We start from the raw sequence: 16,914 nt of genomic DNA on the forward strand, positions 1-16,914 counted from the left end.
GAGGCGCCGCATGTCGAATCCAGCCCTCCCCGCCCTCGCCTTGCTCACGCTCGCCCCCGCGGCGGCCGATCAGCCGCGCGTCGCGGTTGCGCAGATGACGATCCACCAGCGCATCGTCATCCGCATCCCGCGCATGATCGCCCCGGAGCCGCCGCGCAGGCCGGAGCAGCCGCGCTTCGTGCGCAAGAAGGGCCCGAAATGCGTAGATATGCGCGCGCTGGAACGCGCGATCATCAACGGCAGCGACAGTATCGATCTGATGACCGAGGAGGGCGACCGCATCCGTGCCAAGTTCGAGGGTGGTTGCCCGGCGCTCGATTTCTATCCCGACCTCTATCTGAAGCCGACCAGCGACGGAAAGATCTGCGCCGGGCGCGATGCCGTGCGCTCGCGATCAGGCAGCGTCTGCCCGATCGCGACCTTTTCGATGATCGTACCCAAGCCCTGAGGGGCTCTTTCCCTTGACAAACTACCCCTAATCCGCAAGCGGAACGCTGCCCGCGCGAGCGCTCTCGCCCGCCGGCCTCTTATTTTTCCGGAACTTGCATGACCTTTGCCGATCTCGGCCTTTCCGACGAACTTCTGAAAGCCGTGACGGAGTCCGGCTATAACGAGCCGACGCCTATCCAGGCGAGCGCGATCCCGAGCGTGCTGATGATGCGCGACATCATCGGCATCGCGCAGACCGGCACCGGCAAGACCGCATCGTTCGTGCTCCCGATGATCGACATCCTGGCGCATGGCCGTAGCCGCGCACGCATGCCGCGCTCGCTGATCCTCGAGCCGACGCGCGAACTCGCCGCGCAGGTGGCGGAGAATTTCGAGAAATACGGCAAGTATCACAAGCTCTCGATGGCGCTGCTGATCGGCGGGGTGTCGATGGGCGACCAGATGGCGGCGCTCGAAAAGGGCGTCGACGTGCTGATCGCGACGCCGGGCCGGCTGATGGACCTGTTCGGGCGCGGCAAGATCCTGCTCACCGGCTGCTCGCTGCTGGTGATCGACGAGGCCGACCGGATGCTCGACATGGGGTTCATCCCCGATATCGAGGAAATCTGCACCAAGCTGCCGCCGACGCGCCAGACCCTGCTGTTCTCGGCGACGATGCCGCCGGTCATCAAGAAGCTCGCCGACAAGTTCCTGAGCAATCCCAAGACGATCGAGGTCGCGCGGCCCGCCACCGCCAACACCAACATCAAGCAGTGGCTGGTGCCCGTCACCTCCGCGAAGAAGCGCGAGAAGCTGCAGGATCTGCTCGACAGCGAGAACGTCAACACCGCGATCATCTTTTCGAACCGCAAGACGACGGTGCGCGAGCTGAACAAGGCGTTGCAGCGTAACGGCTATCGCAGCTCCGAAATCCACGGCGACATGGAACAGCCGCAGCGCCTCGCCGAGCTGGAGCGGTTCAAGAAGGGCGAGGTCAACATCCTCGTCGCCTCCGACGTCGCGGCGCGCGGGCTCGACATCAAGGGCGTGAGCCACGTTTTCAACTATGACGCGCCGTGGCACCCCGACGATTACGTCCACCGCATCGGCCGCACCGGTCGCGCGGGCGCGACCGGCACCGCCTTCACCTTCGCGACCGCCGAGGATGCCGAGAATATCGAGAATATCGAGAAGCTCACCGGCATGAAGATCGAGCGCTTCGAAGGCGCCGCCGACGAAAAGCAGGCCGAGGGCGAAGGCGGCGCGCGCAAGCGTGGCCGCGGTCGCAAGCCCGAGGTGAAGGCCGCGCCCGCCGAAGCTGCTGCGCCGGAAGCGCGCGAGCCGCGTGCGCCGCGCGAAGCCCGGCCGCCACGCGAAGAGCGAGCTCCTCGCGAGGAACGCGCGCCGCGCGAGGAACGTCCGGCCCGCGACAGCCGCCCGCCGCGCGAGGATCGTGCGCCTCGTCCCCGCGAGCATCACGAGCCCGACACCACCCCCGACGACGGCTGGAACGGCCCGATGCCGGACTTCCTGATGGCGCGCATCGCGGCGGACTGACGCCGTGGACGATGTCGTCGCGCAGGTTCCGCCGATCGCGAGCCCCTGCATCAACATCTGCCGCATCGACCGCGCGACCAGGCTTTGCGAGGGTTGCCTGCGCACGCTCGACGAGATTGCGCGCTGGGGCAGCGGCACGCCCGAGTGGCGCGCCGAGGTGATGGCGGCGCTGCCGGCGCGGCAAAGGCAGGCATGATGACGACGCAAGATATCGACCGCGGCTGGCTCGCCGAGGCGATCCGCAAGATCGAGGCGGATTACAATCGCTCCGCCGACACGCACCTTATCCGGCTCGATCTGCCGAAATATCCCGGCATCACTTTGTACCTGAAGGACGAGAGTTCGCACCCGACCGGCAGCCTCAAGCACCGGCTCGCGCGGTCGCTGTTCCTCTATGCGCTGTGCAACGCATGGATCGGGCCGGACACGTGCATCATCGAAGCGTCGTCGGGATCGACCGCAGTGTCGGAAGCCTATTTCGCGCGGATGCTGGGCCTGCGCTTCATCGCCGTGGTGCCGGAGACGACGGCGGTGCCAAAGCTCGATGCGATCCGTTTCCACGGTGGCGAGATCCATACGGTCGCCGATCCGCGCACCGTCTACGCCGTCTGCCAGCGGCTCGCGATCGAGACCGGCGGCCATTATCTCGACCAGTTCACCTATGCCGAGCGCGCGACGGACTGGCGCGGCAACAACAATATCGCCGAGAGCATCTTCGCGCAGATGGCGCAGGAAAAGCATCCGGTGCCGAGCTGGATCGTGTGCGGGGCCGGCACGGGCGGAACGTCGGCGACGATCGGCCGCTTCATCCGCTATCAACGCCACGCGACCCGGCTCTGCGTCGCCGATCCTGTACACTCCGTATTCCATCGCCATTTCGCCGACCGTGCGGTTACGGCGATACCGGAAGGCTGTGCCTCCAAGATCGAGGGGATCGGCCGTCCGCGAGTCGAAGCGAGCTTCATGCCCGCCATCATCGAACGGATGATCGCGGTGGAGGATGCCGACAGCGTCGGTGCGATGCGCGCGCTGTCGCTGGCGATCGGGCGGCGCGTCGGGGGATCGACCGGCACGAACCTGTGGGCCTGCGCACGGATCGTCGAGGAAATGGCTCGCGCCGGCACCGAGGGCAGCATCGTCACCCTGTTGTGCGACGGCGGCGATCGTTACCGCGACACCTATTACGACGATGCCTGGCTCGCGGAGCACGGCATCGCCTGGCAGGCCGCGGGCGAGCGGATGCGCGCGCTGCTGCTGGAACGCCCCTGACGCGCCCTCACTCCGCCGGTGCGAGTTCCTTCGCCGCCGCCGCATCGATCTCCGCCGCGCGCTTGTAGGCGTCGCGCGAGGTCAGCCGCTCGACATAGGCGGTGGTCGCCGGGCCCGCCTGCAGCATGCCGAAGCGCATCATGAAGCCGAGTTCGGAACCAAGATACAGATCCGCCGCGCTGAAACTGCCGGTCACGTACGCGCGTCCTTCCAGCATCTTCTCGACGGCATGGATCGCCGTCTCGAACGTGCCGTAGCCGACCATGCGCTGCTGCTCGGGCGAGACCTCGACCTTGAGCGCCTTGTTGGTGAAGGCCGCCTCGACCGGCCCGGCTGCGAAGAACAGCCAGCGGTAATATTCCGCGCGGTCGTTCACCGGCGGCGCGAGCCCGGCTTCGGGGAAGGCATCCGCCAGATACGCGCAGATCGCCGCACATTCGGTCACGACCTTGCCGTCATGGACGATGGCGGGCACCTTCCCCATCGGATTGATCGCGAGATACTCCGCGCCCTTCAGCGTCGTCGCATAGTCGAGCACCACCGTCTCATACGGCGCGCCGACCTCCTCCAGCATCCAGCGAATGATCTGCCCGCGCGATTGCGGGTTCGTGTAGAATGTCAGCTCGGCCATCGTCATCTCCCCAGATAGAACATGAGTGGAACAAATAACGGTCCGCCCGTCAACCCCGTCGCGGCGGTGGGACCGGACGCCGGGGCCGCGCGTTGTCCGCCGAAGCGGCCCGCGCCTTGATTACCCCCGCGCCACACCCGAGGTTCGTCCGATGTCATCCTATCACGCCACCAACCAAGCGCGCCTGCCCGCTGCGATCGTCGCGGCGGCGGTCCCGTTGGTGGCATTCTGGATGCTGGCGACATCCCGTACGATCTCCCACCATTACGACCCCGCGCTCACCATGTTCGACGTGGCACCCACCCCACCCCCACGACCCGAACCCGTGAAGCAGCACCCGGTCGAGAGCAAGAAGGCGGAGGGCGCGTCCGCCCCGCCCAATCTCCGATCGAAAGCGACCGAGGTGGTAGCACCACCGCCGGTGATCCTGATGCCGTTGCCCTCCCCCGTCATCGCCGCGCCCCTGCCCGGCCTCGGCGCTCAGGCGAGAGCGGGCGCGGCCGACGTGGCGGGCCCGGGCAGCGGCGCGGGCGGTGTCGGCAACGGCACGGGCAGCGGCGGATCGGGCAATGGCGAAGGCGCGGGCGGCATCGCGCGCGAGGCCTATCAAAAGAGCGGCCGCATCAAGGACTCGGACTTTCCCAAGAGCATCCCACGCGGGTGGCGCGGCACGGTCTATGTCGATTTCACCGTCGAGGCCGACGGCCGCGCCACCGCCTGCCGCGTCGCGCGTACCAGCGGCAACGGCGAGATCGACGCGACCACCTGCCGCCTGATCGAGGAGCGCTACCGCTACGAACCGGCGCGCGACCGCGCGGGCAAGAAGATCCGCTCGCGCGTCGAGGGGCAGGACCATACCTGGGTCTCGGCGGGCAACCCGCAGGACGGCGATCGCTGACAGGCGGCCATCAGACTGTCATCGACACGGACTATTTGCCTCTTCCGTACAGGCGCTTATCAGGGGCGCAAACGACGACGGGGAGACGGATATGGCCTATATCGCCGCGAATTATCTGACCAACGCCAACGCGCCGATGGGCCAGTGGGTCTGCACGCGCTCCTCCTCGCTCGGGCCGTTCGCGGAATATCCGACTAACACCCACAGCCCCGATTTCTGTGGCCAGTGCGTATCGTTCGTGACGACCGTATGCACGACCATCCCGGTCAGTACGGCGGCGTGGAAGAAGGGCGCGCAGGTCAAGGGCCTGACGACGATCGTCAAGGGCACGGCGATCGCGACTTTCAATGCGGACGGGCGCTATTCCGGCCATGCGGCGATCTATGACGGGCAGACGACGACGGGTATTCAGGTCGTCGATCAATGGGTTACCGGCAGCGGCAGCCCGATCCACTCGCGCACGCTGCGCTTCGGCGCGAAGGGCCTGTCCAACAACGGGGACAATTTCTATGTCGTCGACTAAGGCCGCGCTGCTCGCGCCGTTGCTCGTCTGCACCGCTTGCGCGGCGGATGCGAAGGGGCCCGCCCCGCAATGTCCGGCAGTGCTGCACGGCGCGGCGCTGAAAAGCGTCAGCGTGTTCGACGGGCCGTTCGCGGAGATGGCCGATCTGGTGCCCGACGGCGGCCGCAAGACAAAGGCGGGCCGCGTGGATACGTGGGATCTCGGCTATGTCTACAAGGCCGGGCGGCACGTGTTCCTGCGCTGCGATTATGGCAAGCCGCAGCCGGTCGAGATCAAGCTGACGGTGCCGGTCAAGGCCTGCGCGCTGACGCAGGGCGCGAAGGCGAAGTCGCTCAGCTGTAAGTGAGCTGTTCCCTGGCGAAGGCCGGGGTCCAGTCGGAAGGCAGCAGTAACTTACGCTGCGCTTTGTTATCAGGACCGGCGTAACTGTACCCCGGCCTTCGCCGGGGAACAGGTGGCTCAGCGCCGGAACAGCGTCTCGGCAGTCGGCTCGGCGGGAGCGGCTTCGCCGCGCTCGATCGCTTCGGCATCGCGGACCGCCTGGTCGCGCTGAGCACGCAGTTCGGTGATGAGCGCCTCGCGGTCGCCTTCCAGCCGGGTGTCGACCGGGGCTTCGAGACCGGCAGCCTTTGCCGCCTTCGCCACCGCAGCGTCGAGCTCGCGCTGCGTCGTCAGGCCGAGCGTGACCGGATCCTTCGGCGTGATGTTCTGGATGTTCCAGTGGCTGCGGTCGCGGATCGCGGCGATCGTCGTGCGCGTCGTGCCGATCAGGTTGCTGATCGCGCCGTCGGTGATCTCGGGATGGTTGCGGATGATCCAGGCGATGCCGTCGGGCTTGTCCGACCGCTTCGAAACCGGCGTGTAACGCGGGCCCTTGGTGCGGCGGACCTGCTCGGGGCCCTTCAGCATCTGCAGCGTGTAATCGGGATCGGCCTGGCCCTTCTCGATCTCCTCCAGCGTGATCTCGTGCGCGCGGACCGGATCGCGCCCGGTCAGCTTGGTCGCGGCGGTATCGTCGGCGATCGCCTGGATCTCGAGGATGTGCAGGCCGCAGAACTCGGCAATCTGCTCGAAGCTGAGCGAGGTATTGTCGACGAGCCACGATGCGGTCGCGTGCGGCATGAGCGGCTGGGCCACGGGGAAACTCCTTGAAATAGAAAGGGCCGCCCCTCTCGGAGCGGCCGCCTGTAATGATCGAGACTTACTGCAAGCCGCGGTGCGGGGCAAGCGGTGGCTTATGGCCCCCTCCCAAAAGACCCTCACCGACTGCGACTAGGTCCGCGCCGAAGTGCGCGAACCAAGTCTCCGTTGCCTCTCCCGCGAAGGCGGGAGAGGATGAAGAGGACGCTACGCCGCGATCGCGTCGTCCAGCCCGATCGGGGCGAGTGCGGTCAGGAACTGGCGGGCGCTGGCTTCCCAGGTGAAGCCCTGGCCGTATGTGGCGCAGGCCGCGCGGTCGCGGGTGAGAGCTGCGGCGATGGCGCTGTCGAGATTTTCGTCCATGGCGCCGACCGCAGGCGTCAGCACGTCGATCGGTCCCGTCACAGGATAGGCCGCGACGGGCGTGCCGCAGGCGAGCGCCTCGATCATCACCAGTCCGAAGGTGTCGGTGCGGCTCGGAAAGACGAACACGTCGGCGGCGGCATAGGCGGCGGCGAGATCGGCACCGAACAGCGGCCCGAGGAACGTCGCCTCGGGATAGCGCGCCTCGAGCGAAGCGCGCGCCGGGCCGTCGCCGACGATCACCTTGGTGCCGGGCTGGCGCGTCGTCAGGAACGCCTCGATATTCTTCTCGACCGCGACGCGACCGACGTAGAGCTGGATCGGGCCGGGCAGCGCACGGATCGCGGCCGACGGCACCAGCGTATCCGAGAAAGTGGAAAGATCGACCCCCCGGCCCCAGTGCCGCACGCGGTGCAGGCCGTGTTCGTTGAGCGCCGCCTCGATCGACGGCGTCGAGGCGAGGATCGCCTGCGCGGGCTCATGGAACCAGCGGATGTAGCGCCAGATCCATTCCGGGTTCACGCCCGTGCGCGCCGACACGTAATCCGGGAATTGCGTGTGATACGCCGTGGTGAACGGAAAGCCGCGCACCATGCACCAGCGCCTTGCAGCAAGGCACACCGGCCCCTCGGTCGCGAGGTGGATGGCGTGCGGATTGAAGTCGGCGAGCAGCTTGCCGACCTGCGCCGTGCTGGTCAGCGCGAGGCGGATCTCGGGATAGGTCGGGCACGGCAGCGAATAGAACAGATCGGGCGAGACGACGAGCACCTCGTGCCCCTGCCGCTCCAGCTCGGCGCGGACGGATTGCAGCGTGCGAACCACCCCGTTCACCTGGGGGCTCCATGCGTCTGTGGCTATGGCGATACGCACCGGGTTCAGGCCGCTAACATCTCGATCTCCGCCGGCTCTAACAGTTCCTGCTCCCGCAGGTTCCGCGCGGCGATCTCATCGGCCCAGTGCAGCACTTCCATCCGGCCGTCGAAATGCTCGACCAGCGCAGTGCATCCCTCCACCCAGTCGCCGTCGTTATAATATTCGACCCCGGCGATGGTGCGGATCTCGGCAGTGTGGATATGGCCGCAGACGACGCCGTCGACGCCGCGGGCGCCTGCCGCCTCGGCGATCACTTCCTCGTAATTGGAGATGAATTCGACCGCATTCTTCACCTTGGCCTTGGCGTGCTTCGACAGCGACCAATAGGGCAGGTTGAAGGTACGACGATACGCATTCACCCAGCGGTTCAGAGCCATCATGCATTCATAGGCGAAGTCGCCGACGTGCGCCAGCCACCGATGCGCAAGCGTAATGGCATCGAATTCGTCGCCGTGCAGCACCAGCAGGCGGCGGCCGTCCGCCGTTTCGTGGATGGCGTTGCGGCGGATGGCGATGCCGCCGAAATCGAGCCCGCTGAACTGGCGCAGCACCTCGTCATGGTTGCCGGGGATGTAGATCACCTCGGTGCCGCGCTTGGCGCGCTTCAGGATGCGCCAGACGACGTCATTGTGGGCCGCGGGCCAGTAGAACTTCTTCTTCAGCCGCCAGCCGTCGATGATGTCGCCGACCAGGTACAGGCGGTCGCTGTCGACGTGATCGAGGAAGTCGATCAGCATGTCGGCGTTGCAGCCGCGCGTGCCGAGATGGATGTCGGAGATCCAGATCGTGCGATAGCGCTGGCGCTCGGCGATGGCGCGCTCGGGGATGGTCGGGCGCGAATTGGCGAAATCGGCGAAATCCGCAACCGAGCCCACGCCCGGGATGAAATCCGTGGCGATCGTGGTGACTGCGTCCATTGGCGAGTTCCCCGTCAGCTAACTGGCTGAGAAAGCGCTATGGCCATGTTTTGTTACAGCTTGTGGCAGGGCGTGTTACGCGCCTGTTACGCGGTGATCGCGACATGGCCCGGCTGCGCGGCAACGCGCGCCAGCCACGCGACGATCGCCGGATAGGGCGACAGGTCGATCCCGCCCTCCCCCGCGACGTGCGTGTAGGCGTAGAGCCCGATGTCTGCGAGCGTGAAGCGCTCCCCAACGAAGAACGCGCGAGCGGCGAGATGATCCTCCATCAGCGCGAGCGCGGCGGCGGCCGCCTCGACCTTGCCGGGCAGTTGCGCGCGCTGCAGGTCGGTCAGGTTCGCCTCGCCAACGAAACCGCGCCAGAAGCGCAGGACGGCGACGCAGGTCTCGTGATTGTACTGCTCCCAGAACATCCAGCGCAGCATGTCGGCGAAGTCGAGCGCGTCGTCGGGCACCAGCGCGGATTCGCGCGCGAGGTACACGCAGGCGGCGTTGCTCTCCGGCAGAAAAAAATCGCCGATCTGGAGCACCGGGATGCGGCCGTTGGCGCTTACGCTGGCGAGGAACGCAGGCGTGCGCGTCTCGCCCTGCATGATGTCATACTCCCGCCGCTGGAGCGCGATGCCGAGATGCGCGGCGGTGAGGCGGATCTTGTAGCAATTCCCGGAGCGCGCGTATTCGTGCAGGATCAGGTCGGTCATCGTCATTTGCCCCCTTCTTCGCTGCGCTTTGGATGAGCGGCGGTTGTCGCACAAACAAGGCGTCGCGCGGCAATCACAAGCCAGCCTTATCAGATGATCCCCTCGGCCTCGCGCCGTCGCCGCGCCGCGCCGAGTTCGAACCAACCCCAGCCCGCCAGCGCGAGCGGGAACAGCCAGCCCCAGAGATACTCCCACCACGGCAGCGACATGCTGGAAACCGGCTTCGGCGCGGGGATCTTCACGCGGGCCAGATAATCGTCGGTGACGGGTGCGTAGACGAACTCGGTCGGGGTCTCGTAGTAGATCACGTATCCGTCGTCCTTGCGCGCCCAATAGGGGGCACCAAGCACGCTCGTCTCGATGATCGAATAGCCGAAATGCATGTCGGTCGGGATCGCCTCGACTGCCTCGGGCAGGCGCACCCGCGCGCGCAGCAGCGAGACCGGGGTGTGGCGGCTCTTGGGCAGATGCACGCCGTATTCGTCGACCATACGCGCATAGTGCGGCGACACGCCGCCGGGTCTCACCTCCACGCCCTGCATCACCCAGGACCGCGCGCCGATGAACAAGGGGCGTTCGGAAAACATCCACACCCCGATCGCGGCGAGCACGATCACGCCGAGGATGGCGCTGCGGATGGTGTCGTCGCGCGCGACGACCGGATCCTTCAACGCCATCAGATGATGCCCGCCGCTTCGCGCTCGCGGTCCCTGGAGCGCTGCCAGAGCCATATCCACGCCGCGACCATCGCGATCAGCGACCAGCCCCAGAGGAAATCGCGAAATGGAAAGCCATAGTCGGGCGCGACCGGACGCCCGACGATCGCATCGATCTCCTGCCGGCCCTGCGGGTCGAGCGGCGCCATCTTCACCCGCCGCCCATCCTCCGTATAGAGGACGAAGCCCGCATCGGTGTAGGCGAACAGCGGCATACCCAGCATCGACATCTCGCGGTACGAATAGCCGAGCGCCGGCGGCGTCCGCGCTTCCGCCAGATCGGGAATGATCGTGCGGCCGAAGGGCGGCGCGTACCGCACGTTCTGGATGACGTAGCGGTTGGTCTCCATCCGCTGCCGGAGCATTTCCTCGGTGACGCCGGGCGTATCGGCGACATGCGCGACGAGCGGCCGGTTGGCGATGAACCACGGCCGGTGCGCCGTCAGTTGCGCCCAGCCGAGCAGCGCGACCATCGCCACCACCAGCAGCAATTGCCCGAAATTGACTCCGTGCCTGCGCGGTGCGGGCACGTCCATCGAGTCCATCGTTCCCCCAAACTCGGTCATCCGTTCCCTCGCCTCACTCCAGCGTCAGCACGACCTTGCCGATATGGTCCCCCGCCTCCATCCGCGCATGCGCCGCCGCCGCGTCTGCAAGCGGGAAGGTGCGGTCGATCACGGGCTTGAGATTACCCTCCTCGACATGCGGCCAGACGGTGCGGTGCAACTCGTCCGCGACCAGCGCCTTGAACGCCGCGTCGCGGCCGCGCAGCGTCGATCCGGTCAGCGTCAGGCGGCGGCGCATGATCTCGAAGATCGGGATTTCGGCCTTGTTGCCGCGCTGGATCGCGATCGAGACGTGGCGACCGTCGTCGGCGAGGCATTTCAGGTTGCGCGGCAGATAATCGCCGCCGACCATGTCGAGCACCGCCTGCACCCCCCGCCCGCCGGTGATCGCCTTCACCGCCTCGACGAAATCGGCGGTGTTGTAATTGATGGCATGATCCGCGCCGAGTTTGCGCGCAGCCTCGCACTTCGCGTCGCTGCCTGCCGTGACGATGATCGTCAGCCCGAACAGTTTCGACAGCAAAATCGCCATCGTGCCGATGCCGCTCGTGCCGCCGTGGACCAGCACGGTATCGCCCTCGACCGCATAGGCGCGCTCGAACAGGTTGGTCCACACGGTGAAGAGCGTCTCGGGCAGCGCCGCCGCCTCGATCATCGACAGCGCCGCGGGCACCGGCAGCGTCTGGCCGAGCGGCACTGCGGCGTATTCGGCATAACCGCCACCCGCCAGCAGCGCGCAGACCGGCTGGCCGAGCAGCTCGTCCGACAGGCCGTGGCCGAGCGCGACGATCTCGCCCGACACTTCCAGCCCGAGGATCGAAGGCGCCCCCGGCGGCGGCGGATATTTGCCCTCACGCTGCATCACGTCGGGGCGGTTGACCCCGGCGGCGGCGACACGGATCAGCACCTCGCCCACGCGCGGCACCGGCACCGGCCGCTCGACCACGGTCAGCACTTCGGGACCGCCCGCACTTTCGGGATCGATCGCGCGCATCGTGCTCGGTATCGCCGTCATCAGTCTCGCGCGCCCCCGTATTTCCGCCTTATTGACATCGCCTGCCCGGCGGTCAACGATCCGTACCATGGACCTCGACGAGATTCTCGCGAAGAAACCAGGCGACCCGCTGACCGAACTGGTGAAGCAGGATCTCGAGCGTTTGTCGGTGGACGAACTGCACGAGCGCGTCGCCATCCTCGAACGTGAACTTTCGCGGACGAAACAAAATATTCAACGCGCCGTTAACCATCGCGCAAGTGCAAACGATATATTCAAGACATGACAGCGTTCGCTCCGTTCAGCCGGCGAGAACGCGGTGGCGATGAAGGAGCATTTCAAGTGCTTGATGCGAACGCCCAGCCTTCCAACATATCTGGAAAGGGCCGCGCGTTCGCTTGCGGTCCGCATGGAGTAATCTGATGCCATCTTTCGCCTCCGCGCTGGAAACCACCCTCCACAAGGCGCTCGAAGCCGCTTCGTCGCGGCGCCATGAATATGCGACGCTGGAGCATCTGCTGCTCGCGCTCGTCGATGACGAACATGCCTCCAAGGTGATGTCGTCGTGCGGCGTAGATCTGGCCGAGCTGAAGACCACCGTCGCCCATTATCTCGACACCGAGCTCGAGGCGCTGAAGGTCGATGCCGCGACCGATCCCTCGCCCACCTCGGGCTTCCAGCGCGTCGTCCAGCGCGCCATCCTCCACGTCCAGTCCTCGGGCCGCGACGAGGTGACGGGTGCCAACGTGCTCGTCGCCCTGTTCTCGGAACGCGAGAGCTACGCCGTCTATTTCCTCCAGCAGCAGGACATGAGCCGCCTCGATGCCGTCAGCTTCATATCGCACGGCGTCGGCAAGGGCGGCGCAGCTCCCGAGGCCCGCGAAGTGAAGGGCGCGGAGGAAGAGAAACCCGCCAAGCAGGACAGCAAGGGCAAGAGCGAAAGCGCCCTCAAGCAGTTCTGCGTCGATCTCAACGAGAAGGCGAAGATTGGCAAGGTCGATCCCCTCATCGGCCGCGGCCCCGAAGTCGATCGCACGGTGCAGATCCTCTGCCGCCGTTCGAAGAACAACCCGCTCTATGTGGGCGACCCCGGCGTCGGCAAGACGGCCATCGCCGAGGGCCTCGCGCGCAAGATCGTCGAGGGCGACGTGCCCGAGGTGCTGCTGCCCGCCGTCATCTACTCGCTCGACATGGGCGCGCTGCTCGCCGGCACGCGCTATCGCGGCGATTTCGAGGAGCGGCTGAAGGCGGTCGTCACCGAGCTCGAGAAGATGCCCGACGCCATCCTGTTCATCGACGAGATCCACACCGTCATCGGTGCCGGCGCGACCAGCGGCGGCGCGATGGATGCGTCGAACCTGCTCAAGCCGGCGCTGTCGGGCGGCACGATCCGTTGCATCGGATCGACCACCTACAAGGAGTTCCGCAACCACTTCGAGAAGGACCGCGCCCTGCTGCGGCGCTTCCAGAAGATCGACGTGAACGAGCCGACGATCGAGGACACGATCAAGATCATCGCGGGGCTCCGGTCTGCGTTCGAAAGCCACCATTCGGTGAAGTACACGCCCGACGCCATCAAGGCGGCGGTCGAGCTTTCGGCGCGCTACATCAACGACCGCAAGCTGCCCGACAAGGCGATCGACGTGATCGACGAGGTCGGCGCGATGCAGATGCTGGTGCCGCTCAACAAGCGCAAGAAGACGATCACGACCAAGGAGATCGAGGCCGTCATCGCGACGATGGCGCGCATCCCGCCGAAATCGGTCTCGACCGACGACACCAAGGCGCTCGAAAGCCTCGAGACCGATCTGAAGCGTGTCGTGTTCGGCCAGAATGTCGCGATCGAGAAGCTCGCCTCGGCGATCAAGCTCAGCCGCGCGGGTCTGCGCGATCCCGAAAAGCCGATCGGCAACTATCTGTTCACCGGCCCCACCGGCGTCGGCAAGACCGAAGTCGCCAAGCAGCTCGCCTCGATCATGGGCATCCCGCTCCAGCGGTTCGACATGTCGGAATATATGGAGCGCCATTCGGTCAGCCGCCTGATCGGTGCGCCTCCGGGTTATGTCGGCTTCGATCAAGGCGGTCTGCTGACCGACGCGATCGATCAGCAGCCGCACAGCGTGCTGTTGCTCGACGAGATCGAGAAGGCGCACCCGGACCTGTTCAACATCCTGCTGCAGGTGATGGACAACGGGCGGCTCACCGACCAGCACGGCAAGACGGTCGATTTCCGCAACGTCATCCTCATCATGACGACCAATGCGGGCGCATCCGACATGGCGCGCGAGACGCTCGGCTTCGGCAACCTCTCCCGCGAGGGCGAGGATGAGCAGGCGGTGCAGAAGATGTTCACGCCGGAGTTCCGCAACCGTCTCGATGCGATCGTGCCGTTCGGCTATCTGCCGACCGAGGTCGTCGCCCGCGTGGTCGACAAGTTCATCCTGCAGCTCGAGCTGCAGCTTGCCGATCGCAACGTCCACATCAACCTCGACGACGAGTCCAAGACGTGGCTTACGGCGAAGGGCTATGACAAGCTCTACGGCGCGCGTCCGATGGGCCGTCTGATCCAGGAGAAGATCAAGCAGCCGCTGGCCGAGGAGCTGCTGTTCGGCAAGCTCGTCCACGGTGGCGAGGTCAGCGTGAAGATGAAGGACGGCGCGCTCGCCTTCGAAATCGTGCCGGCCGCGCCGAAGAAGCCGAAGAAGAAGTCTCCGCCCAAGACCGAAGCCGCCAAATAAGGTCTCGGCGAGAAGGAAATCGGGGCAGGCCGGGCGACCGGCCTGCCCCTTTTCGTATCAGCGGTTGTTGGAGTTGACGGCGACCGCGACGGCGCGATTGCCGTCGAGGACGCGCGCGACCTGAACCTCGGCGCCCTTCATCGCGTTGCGGCGGCAGGCCGTCTGCGTCATGCGGATCGACAGGTCGCGCGACAGCACGCCGCCGCACACGGCGTCGGTTGCATAGCGCACGCGGCGATCGAGCTTCTTGCGGCCCAGGTCGCTGCTCATGTCGAGATCGGCATAGCTGACGCGAACCTGCGGCACCGGCTCCTGATGAAGTACAGGCGATGCTTGCGCCGACGATGCGCCGATGATCAGAGTGACGATAGCGGATTTGAGAAAGAATTTCTGCATTTTTATGACTCCTGCGGGAACACGATTGTTTTCATGTCAATCTTCGTGACATTTTATTTGATCTATTCGCGACCGGATGCTGGTATTTCGTGATTTTTATATAGATGATTCGCCCCTGTCTCGCCGCGACTAAACGGCTTTAGTTACAGACCAGAGACATTTTCTGCGGAGATGTGCAGCCCAGTCGCGCTGCGCGGATGCGGCGAAACCGGCGACATGCACGCGAAATTTACCAGATATTTCAGAACTGGCCTTAGCCGTTCTCGTGATGTCGCCGCGCCAGCTTCTCCCCATATTCCTGTTTCTGGCCGCCCTGCTCTGCGGATCCGGCGCGGCGCACGCTCAAGCCGGATCGGTCGGCACCGCGATCCACCCCTGCATCGTCCGCGCCGCACCCGGCGTGACCGCGCGCGCGCTGTTTCGGACCCCCGCCGCCTTCGATTGCACCACGCCACAGCCGCGTTTCGGCCCCGGCGACTATTGGGTCATCAGCCAGCCGCTCAATGCCGAGGGCCTGGACATGCGTCTTGCCGTGCGTTCGTCGAGCACGTGGCAGCGCGTCGGGACGATCCATGCACTCTATGACGACGGCCATATCGTCTCGATCCGCACCGACGACCAGGCCGCTACCCGCACGCTGAAACTTGGCGCGATCTTTCAGCGGTGGCTGCCGCGTACCGACCGCCGCCTCGTCAGGCTGCTCTGGCATATCGAGGGATCGCAGAACCTGCGCGGCATGCTGATCGCGCCGACGCTGGCGACGGCCGCGCAATCGAGCCTGTCGGACGTGCTGCTGGCTGCCTTCTACGCGAGCTTCTGCGGGCTGTGCCTGGCGCTGCTGCTGTTCAACATGGGCCTCGCCCATGCGCTGCGGCACCGCTTCATGGCGTTCTACTGCGTGATGATGGTGGGGCTGCTCGCCTACGGCATCACCTCGTCGGGCGCGCTGGCGTGGATCTTCCCGGATATCCCGAACACGCTGCGGCTGCGCATCAACTACACTTTGCTGGCGATGGTCAGCGTGTCCGCGCTCGCCTTCCTGTGCAATTTCTTCGAGGAGGGCATCGTCACCCCCGCGCTGCGGCGTGTGGTGCGGACGGTGGGCTGGATGGTGACGTGTTCCACCGTCTGCTTTGCGCTGCTCGCGCCGTGGCAGATGCGGGTGCTGGACACGGCCTATGCACTCAGCCTGCTGTCGCTGATCTGTGCGCTGGTGCCGATCCTCATCAACGCCTGGCGCCGGCAGAGTGCATATCTGGGCTTCTTCACGCTCGCGTGGAGCCTGCCGCTCGGCTTCGCGCTGGCGCGCGCCGCGTTCAGCCTGGGGCTGACGCCCTATAGTTTCTGGGTCGACAATTCGACCATCGCCTCGATGGCGCTGGAGGCTTTGCTGTCGAGCCTCGCCATTGCGCACCGCATCCTGCTGATCGCGCGCGAACGCGACGAGGCGCGCGAGCAGGAGATGGCGGCGCGGCTCCTTGCCGATACCGATCCGCTGACCGGGCTGCTCAACCGCCGCGCGTTCCTGCGCGAGGCGATCGGGCGCGAGGGCGAACAGGTGTTGATCATCGCCGATCTCGACCATTTCAAGCGCGTCAACGAAACCATTGGCCATGACGGCGGCGACGAGGTGCTGCGCATCTTCGCCCGTACGCTGCGCCAGTCGATGCCGGAAGGCGCGCTGATCGCCCGGCTCGGCGGCGAGGAATTCGGCGTTGTCGCCGCGCGCGGCAAAGCGCCCGATCCCCAAGGAATCCTGGAACGCCTGCGCGTCGCGCGGATGCCGTTCGACATTCCCGTCACCGCCAGCATCGGCACCTGCGTCGGCCCGTTGCTGCGCGAGGCCGACTGGAAGATGCTGTACCACAGCGCCGACCGCGCGCTGTTCGAGGCCAAGACCGCAGGCCGGGACCGCGTACAGGTTGCCGCCGCACCGGAGCGATACGCCGCTTAACCAATCTTGCCGTCTCGTTGCGGATGCGATATGGCAAAGCCATGCGGAATCGACGTCTCGCATTGCTGATCGGCGCGGCCCTGTTGCTGATCGCGGGCGTGCGCCATCCGTCGATGGACCTGCGCGTGATCACGCACGACGCCGCCGACCTCTCCCCGCACAAGGTGCAGGCTGCGGTCGAACTCGGCATCGCCTCGGTCTCGGTGCTGATCACCTGGACGTCGAAGAAATTCGCCTGACCTGAGG

Annotated in this window: 20 protein-coding genes; 11 read left to right on the forward strand and 9 right to left on the reverse strand. The window is 66.0% G+C overall.

Annotated features, from left to right (window positions below; translation table 11 throughout):
• Positions 1 to 10: 10 nt before the first annotated feature.
• The 4 genes from Q5H94_RS09280 (at position 11) to Q5H94_RS09295 (ending at position 3,255) form a co-directional block, all read left to right on the forward strand.
• Positions 11 to 448 (forward strand): hypothetical protein, encoded by a 438-nt coding sequence (locus tag Q5H94_RS09280; RefSeq protein ID WP_304560978.1) that lies wholly within the window; start codon positions 11 to 13, stop codon positions 446 to 448.
• 98 nt (positions 449 to 546) lie between these two features.
• Positions 547 to 1,986 (forward strand): DEAD/DEAH box helicase, encoded by a 1,440-nt coding sequence (locus Q5H94_RS09285; protein ID WP_304560979.1) that lies wholly within the window; start codon positions 547 to 549, stop codon positions 1,984 to 1,986.
• A 4-nt stretch (positions 1,987 to 1,990) separates the two neighbouring features.
• Positions 1,991 to 2,182 carry a DUF1289 domain-containing protein gene (locus Q5H94_RS09290; RefSeq protein ID WP_304560980.1) on the forward strand — a complete coding sequence of 64 codons (192 nt, stop codon included), beginning with the start codon at positions 1,991 to 1,993 and terminating at the stop codon, positions 2,180 to 2,182.
• Positions 2,179 to 3,255 carry a PLP-dependent cysteine synthase family protein gene (locus Q5H94_RS09295; protein WP_304560981.1) on the forward strand — a complete coding sequence of 359 codons (1,077 nt, stop codon included), beginning with the start codon at positions 2,179 to 2,181 and terminating at the stop codon, positions 3,253 to 3,255. The genes Q5H94_RS09290 and Q5H94_RS09295 overlap by 4 nt, the downstream gene beginning before the upstream one ends.
• A gap of 7 nt (positions 3,256 to 3,262) precedes the next feature.
• On the opposite strand, the gene Q5H94_RS09300 is transcribed toward Q5H94_RS09295, so the two are convergent.
• Positions 3,263 to 3,886: a glutathione S-transferase family protein gene (locus Q5H94_RS09300; protein WP_304560982.1), complete on the reverse strand. Its 624-nt coding sequence runs from the start codon at positions 3,884 to 3,886 to the stop codon at positions 3,263 to 3,265.
• A gap of 151 nt (positions 3,887 to 4,037) precedes the next feature.
• Between Q5H94_RS09300 and Q5H94_RS09305 the strand changes: the two genes are divergently transcribed.
• The 3 genes from Q5H94_RS09305 to Q5H94_RS09315 all read left to right on the forward strand — a co-directional run bounded on the left by Q5H94_RS09305 (position 4,038) and on the right by Q5H94_RS09315 (position 5,653).
• Positions 4,038 to 4,784, forward strand: coding sequence for an energy transducer TonB (locus tag Q5H94_RS09305; protein ID WP_304560983.1), 747 nt, complete (start codon positions 4,038 to 4,040; stop codon positions 4,782 to 4,784).
• 91 nt (positions 4,785 to 4,875) lie between these two features.
• Positions 4,876 to 5,307 (forward strand): BPSL0067 family protein, encoded by a 432-nt coding sequence (locus Q5H94_RS09310; RefSeq protein ID WP_304560984.1) that lies wholly within the window; start codon positions 4,876 to 4,878, stop codon positions 5,305 to 5,307.
• Complete coding sequence (locus Q5H94_RS09315) at positions 5,294 to 5,653, forward strand: STY0301 family protein (RefSeq protein ID WP_304560985.1); 360 nt, start codon at positions 5,294 to 5,296, stop codon at positions 5,651 to 5,653. Before Q5H94_RS09310 ends, Q5H94_RS09315 begins: the two co-directional genes overlap by 14 nt.
• Before the next feature lie 113 nt (positions 5,654 to 5,766).
• Here Q5H94_RS09315 and Q5H94_RS09320 read toward each other — a convergent pair whose 3' ends face one another.
• The 7 genes from Q5H94_RS09320 to Q5H94_RS09350 all read right to left on the reverse strand — a co-directional run bounded on the left by Q5H94_RS09320 (position 5,767) and on the right by Q5H94_RS09350 (position 11,601).
• On the reverse strand, positions 5,767 to 6,444 hold the full coding sequence (locus Q5H94_RS09320) for a DUF1013 domain-containing protein (protein WP_304560986.1): 678 nt from the start codon (positions 6,442 to 6,444) through the stop codon (positions 5,767 to 5,769).
• 210 nt (positions 6,445 to 6,654) lie between these two features.
• Positions 6,655 to 7,680: a glycosyltransferase family 4 protein gene (locus Q5H94_RS09325; RefSeq protein WP_304560987.1), complete on the reverse strand. Its 1,026-nt coding sequence runs from the start codon at positions 7,678 to 7,680 to the stop codon at positions 6,655 to 6,657.
• A 5-nt stretch (positions 7,681 to 7,685) separates the two neighbouring features.
• Positions 7,686 to 8,600 (reverse strand): UDP-2,3-diacylglucosamine diphosphatase, encoded by a 915-nt coding sequence (locus Q5H94_RS09330; protein ID WP_304560988.1) that lies wholly within the window; start codon positions 8,598 to 8,600, stop codon positions 7,686 to 7,688.
• 86 nt (positions 8,601 to 8,686) lie between these two features.
• A complete protein-coding gene (locus tag Q5H94_RS09335) occupies positions 8,687 to 9,304 on the reverse strand; it encodes a glutathione S-transferase family protein (protein WP_304561069.1) in 618 nt (205 codons plus the stop codon).
• An 89-nt stretch (positions 9,305 to 9,393) separates the two neighbouring features.
• Complete coding sequence (locus Q5H94_RS09340) at positions 9,394 to 9,981, reverse strand: hypothetical protein (protein WP_304560989.1); 588 nt, start codon at positions 9,979 to 9,981, stop codon at positions 9,394 to 9,396.
• Positions 9,981 to 10,586, reverse strand: coding sequence for a hypothetical protein (locus Q5H94_RS09345; protein WP_304560990.1), 606 nt, complete (start codon positions 10,584 to 10,586; stop codon positions 9,981 to 9,983). Before Q5H94_RS09345 ends, Q5H94_RS09340 begins: the two co-directional genes overlap by 1 nt.
• 13 nt (positions 10,587 to 10,599) lie before the next feature.
• On the reverse strand, positions 10,600 to 11,601 hold the full coding sequence (locus Q5H94_RS09350) for an NAD(P)H-quinone oxidoreductase (RefSeq protein ID WP_304560991.1): 1,002 nt from the start codon (positions 11,599 to 11,601) through the stop codon (positions 10,600 to 10,602).
• A 67-nt stretch (positions 11,602 to 11,668) separates the two neighbouring features.
• Here Q5H94_RS09350 and Q5H94_RS09355 point away from each other — a divergent pair, with 67 nt between their 5' ends.
• On the forward strand, positions 11,669 to 11,866 hold the full coding sequence (locus tag Q5H94_RS09355; RefSeq protein ID WP_304560992.1) for a DUF1192 domain-containing protein: 198 nt from the start codon (positions 11,669 to 11,671) through the stop codon (positions 11,864 to 11,866).
• Positions 11,867 to 12,002: 136 nt separating this feature from the next.
• Positions 12,003 to 14,318 carry an ATP-dependent Clp protease ATP-binding subunit ClpA gene (clpA, locus tag Q5H94_RS09360; protein ID WP_304560993.1) on the forward strand — a complete coding sequence of 772 codons (2,316 nt, stop codon included), beginning with the start codon at positions 12,003 to 12,005 and terminating at the stop codon, positions 14,316 to 14,318.
• Between the two features lie 57 nt (positions 14,319 to 14,375).
• On the opposite strand, the gene Q5H94_RS09365 is transcribed toward clpA, so the two are convergent.
• Entirely contained in the window at positions 14,376 to 14,714 is a 339-nt protein-coding gene (locus tag Q5H94_RS09365; protein WP_304560994.1) for a UrcA family protein, read from the reverse strand.
• 268 nt (positions 14,715 to 14,982) lie between these two features.
• Here Q5H94_RS09365 and Q5H94_RS09370 point away from each other — a divergent pair, with 268 nt between their 5' ends.
• Both Q5H94_RS09370 and Q5H94_RS09375 read left to right on the forward strand, forming a co-directional pair.
• A complete protein-coding gene (locus Q5H94_RS09370) occupies positions 14,983 to 16,668 on the forward strand; it encodes a sensor domain-containing diguanylate cyclase (protein ID WP_304560995.1) in 1,686 nt (561 codons plus the stop codon).
• A gap of 41 nt (positions 16,669 to 16,709) precedes the next feature.
• Positions 16,710 to 16,907, forward strand: coding sequence for a hypothetical protein (locus tag Q5H94_RS09375; RefSeq protein WP_304560996.1), 198 nt, complete (start codon positions 16,710 to 16,712; stop codon positions 16,905 to 16,907).
• Positions 16,908 to 16,914: the final 7 nt, after the last annotated feature.

The organism is Sphingomonas immobilis (genome assembly GCF_030580995.1).
GTDB classification, from domain to species: domain Bacteria; phylum Pseudomonadota; class Alphaproteobacteria; order Sphingomonadales; family Sphingomonadaceae; genus Sphingomonas; species Sphingomonas immobilis.

Excerpts from the sequence above, each read along its gene's own strand:
- Q5H94_RS09350 (WP_304560991.1), bottom strand. The coding sequence starts at position 11,601 with ATGACGGCGATACCGAGCACGATGCGCGCGATCGATCCCGAAAGTGCG.
- Q5H94_RS09300 (WP_304560982.1), bottom strand. The coding sequence starts at position 3,886 with ATGGCCGAGCTGACATTCTACACGAACCCGCAATCGCGCGGGCAGATC.
- Q5H94_RS09370 (WP_304560995.1), top strand. The coding sequence starts at position 14,983 with ATGTCGCCGCGCCAGCTTCTCCCCATATTCCTGTTTCTGGCCGCCCTG.
- Q5H94_RS09340 (WP_304560989.1), bottom strand. The coding sequence starts at position 9,981 with ATGGCGTTGAAGGATCCGGTCGTCGCGCGCGACGACACCATCCGCAGC.
- Q5H94_RS09310 (WP_304560984.1), top strand. The coding sequence starts at position 4,876 with ATGGCCTATATCGCCGCGAATTATCTGACCAACGCCAACGCGCCGATG.
- Q5H94_RS09305 (WP_304560983.1), top strand. The coding sequence starts at position 4,038 with ATGTCATCCTATCACGCCACCAACCAAGCGCGCCTGCCCGCTGCGATC.
- Q5H94_RS09330 (WP_304560988.1), bottom strand. The coding sequence starts at position 8,600 with ATGGACGCAGTCACCACGATCGCCACGGATTTCATCCCGGGCGTGGGC.
- Q5H94_RS09315 (WP_304560985.1), top strand. The coding sequence starts at position 5,294 with ATGTCGTCGACTAAGGCCGCGCTGCTCGCGCCGTTGCTCGTCTGCACC.
- Q5H94_RS09285 (WP_304560979.1), top strand. The coding sequence starts at position 547 with ATGACCTTTGCCGATCTCGGCCTTTCCGACGAACTTCTGAAAGCCGTG.
- Q5H94_RS09280 (WP_304560978.1), top strand. The coding sequence starts at position 11 with ATGTCGAATCCAGCCCTCCCCGCCCTCGCCTTGCTCACGCTCGCCCCC.
- Q5H94_RS09345 (WP_304560990.1), bottom strand. The coding sequence starts at position 10,586 with ATGACCGAGTTTGGGGGAACGATGGACTCGATGGACGTGCCCGCACCG.
- Q5H94_RS09355 (WP_304560992.1), top strand. The coding sequence starts at position 11,669 with ATGGACCTCGACGAGATTCTCGCGAAGAAACCAGGCGACCCGCTGACC.
- Q5H94_RS09365 (WP_304560994.1), bottom strand. The coding sequence starts at position 14,714 with ATGCAGAAATTCTTTCTCAAATCCGCTATCGTCACTCTGATCATCGGC.
- clpA (WP_304560993.1), top strand. The coding sequence starts at position 12,003 with ATGCCATCTTTCGCCTCCGCGCTGGAAACCACCCTCCACAAGGCGCTC.
- Q5H94_RS09295 (WP_304560981.1), top strand. The coding sequence starts at position 2,179 with ATGATGACGACGCAAGATATCGACCGCGGCTGGCTCGCCGAGGCGATC.
- Q5H94_RS09335 (WP_304561069.1), bottom strand. The coding sequence starts at position 9,304 with ATGACCGACCTGATCCTGCACGAATACGCGCGCTCCGGGAATTGCTAC.
- Q5H94_RS09375 (WP_304560996.1), top strand. The coding sequence starts at position 16,710 with ATGCGGAATCGACGTCTCGCATTGCTGATCGGCGCGGCCCTGTTGCTG.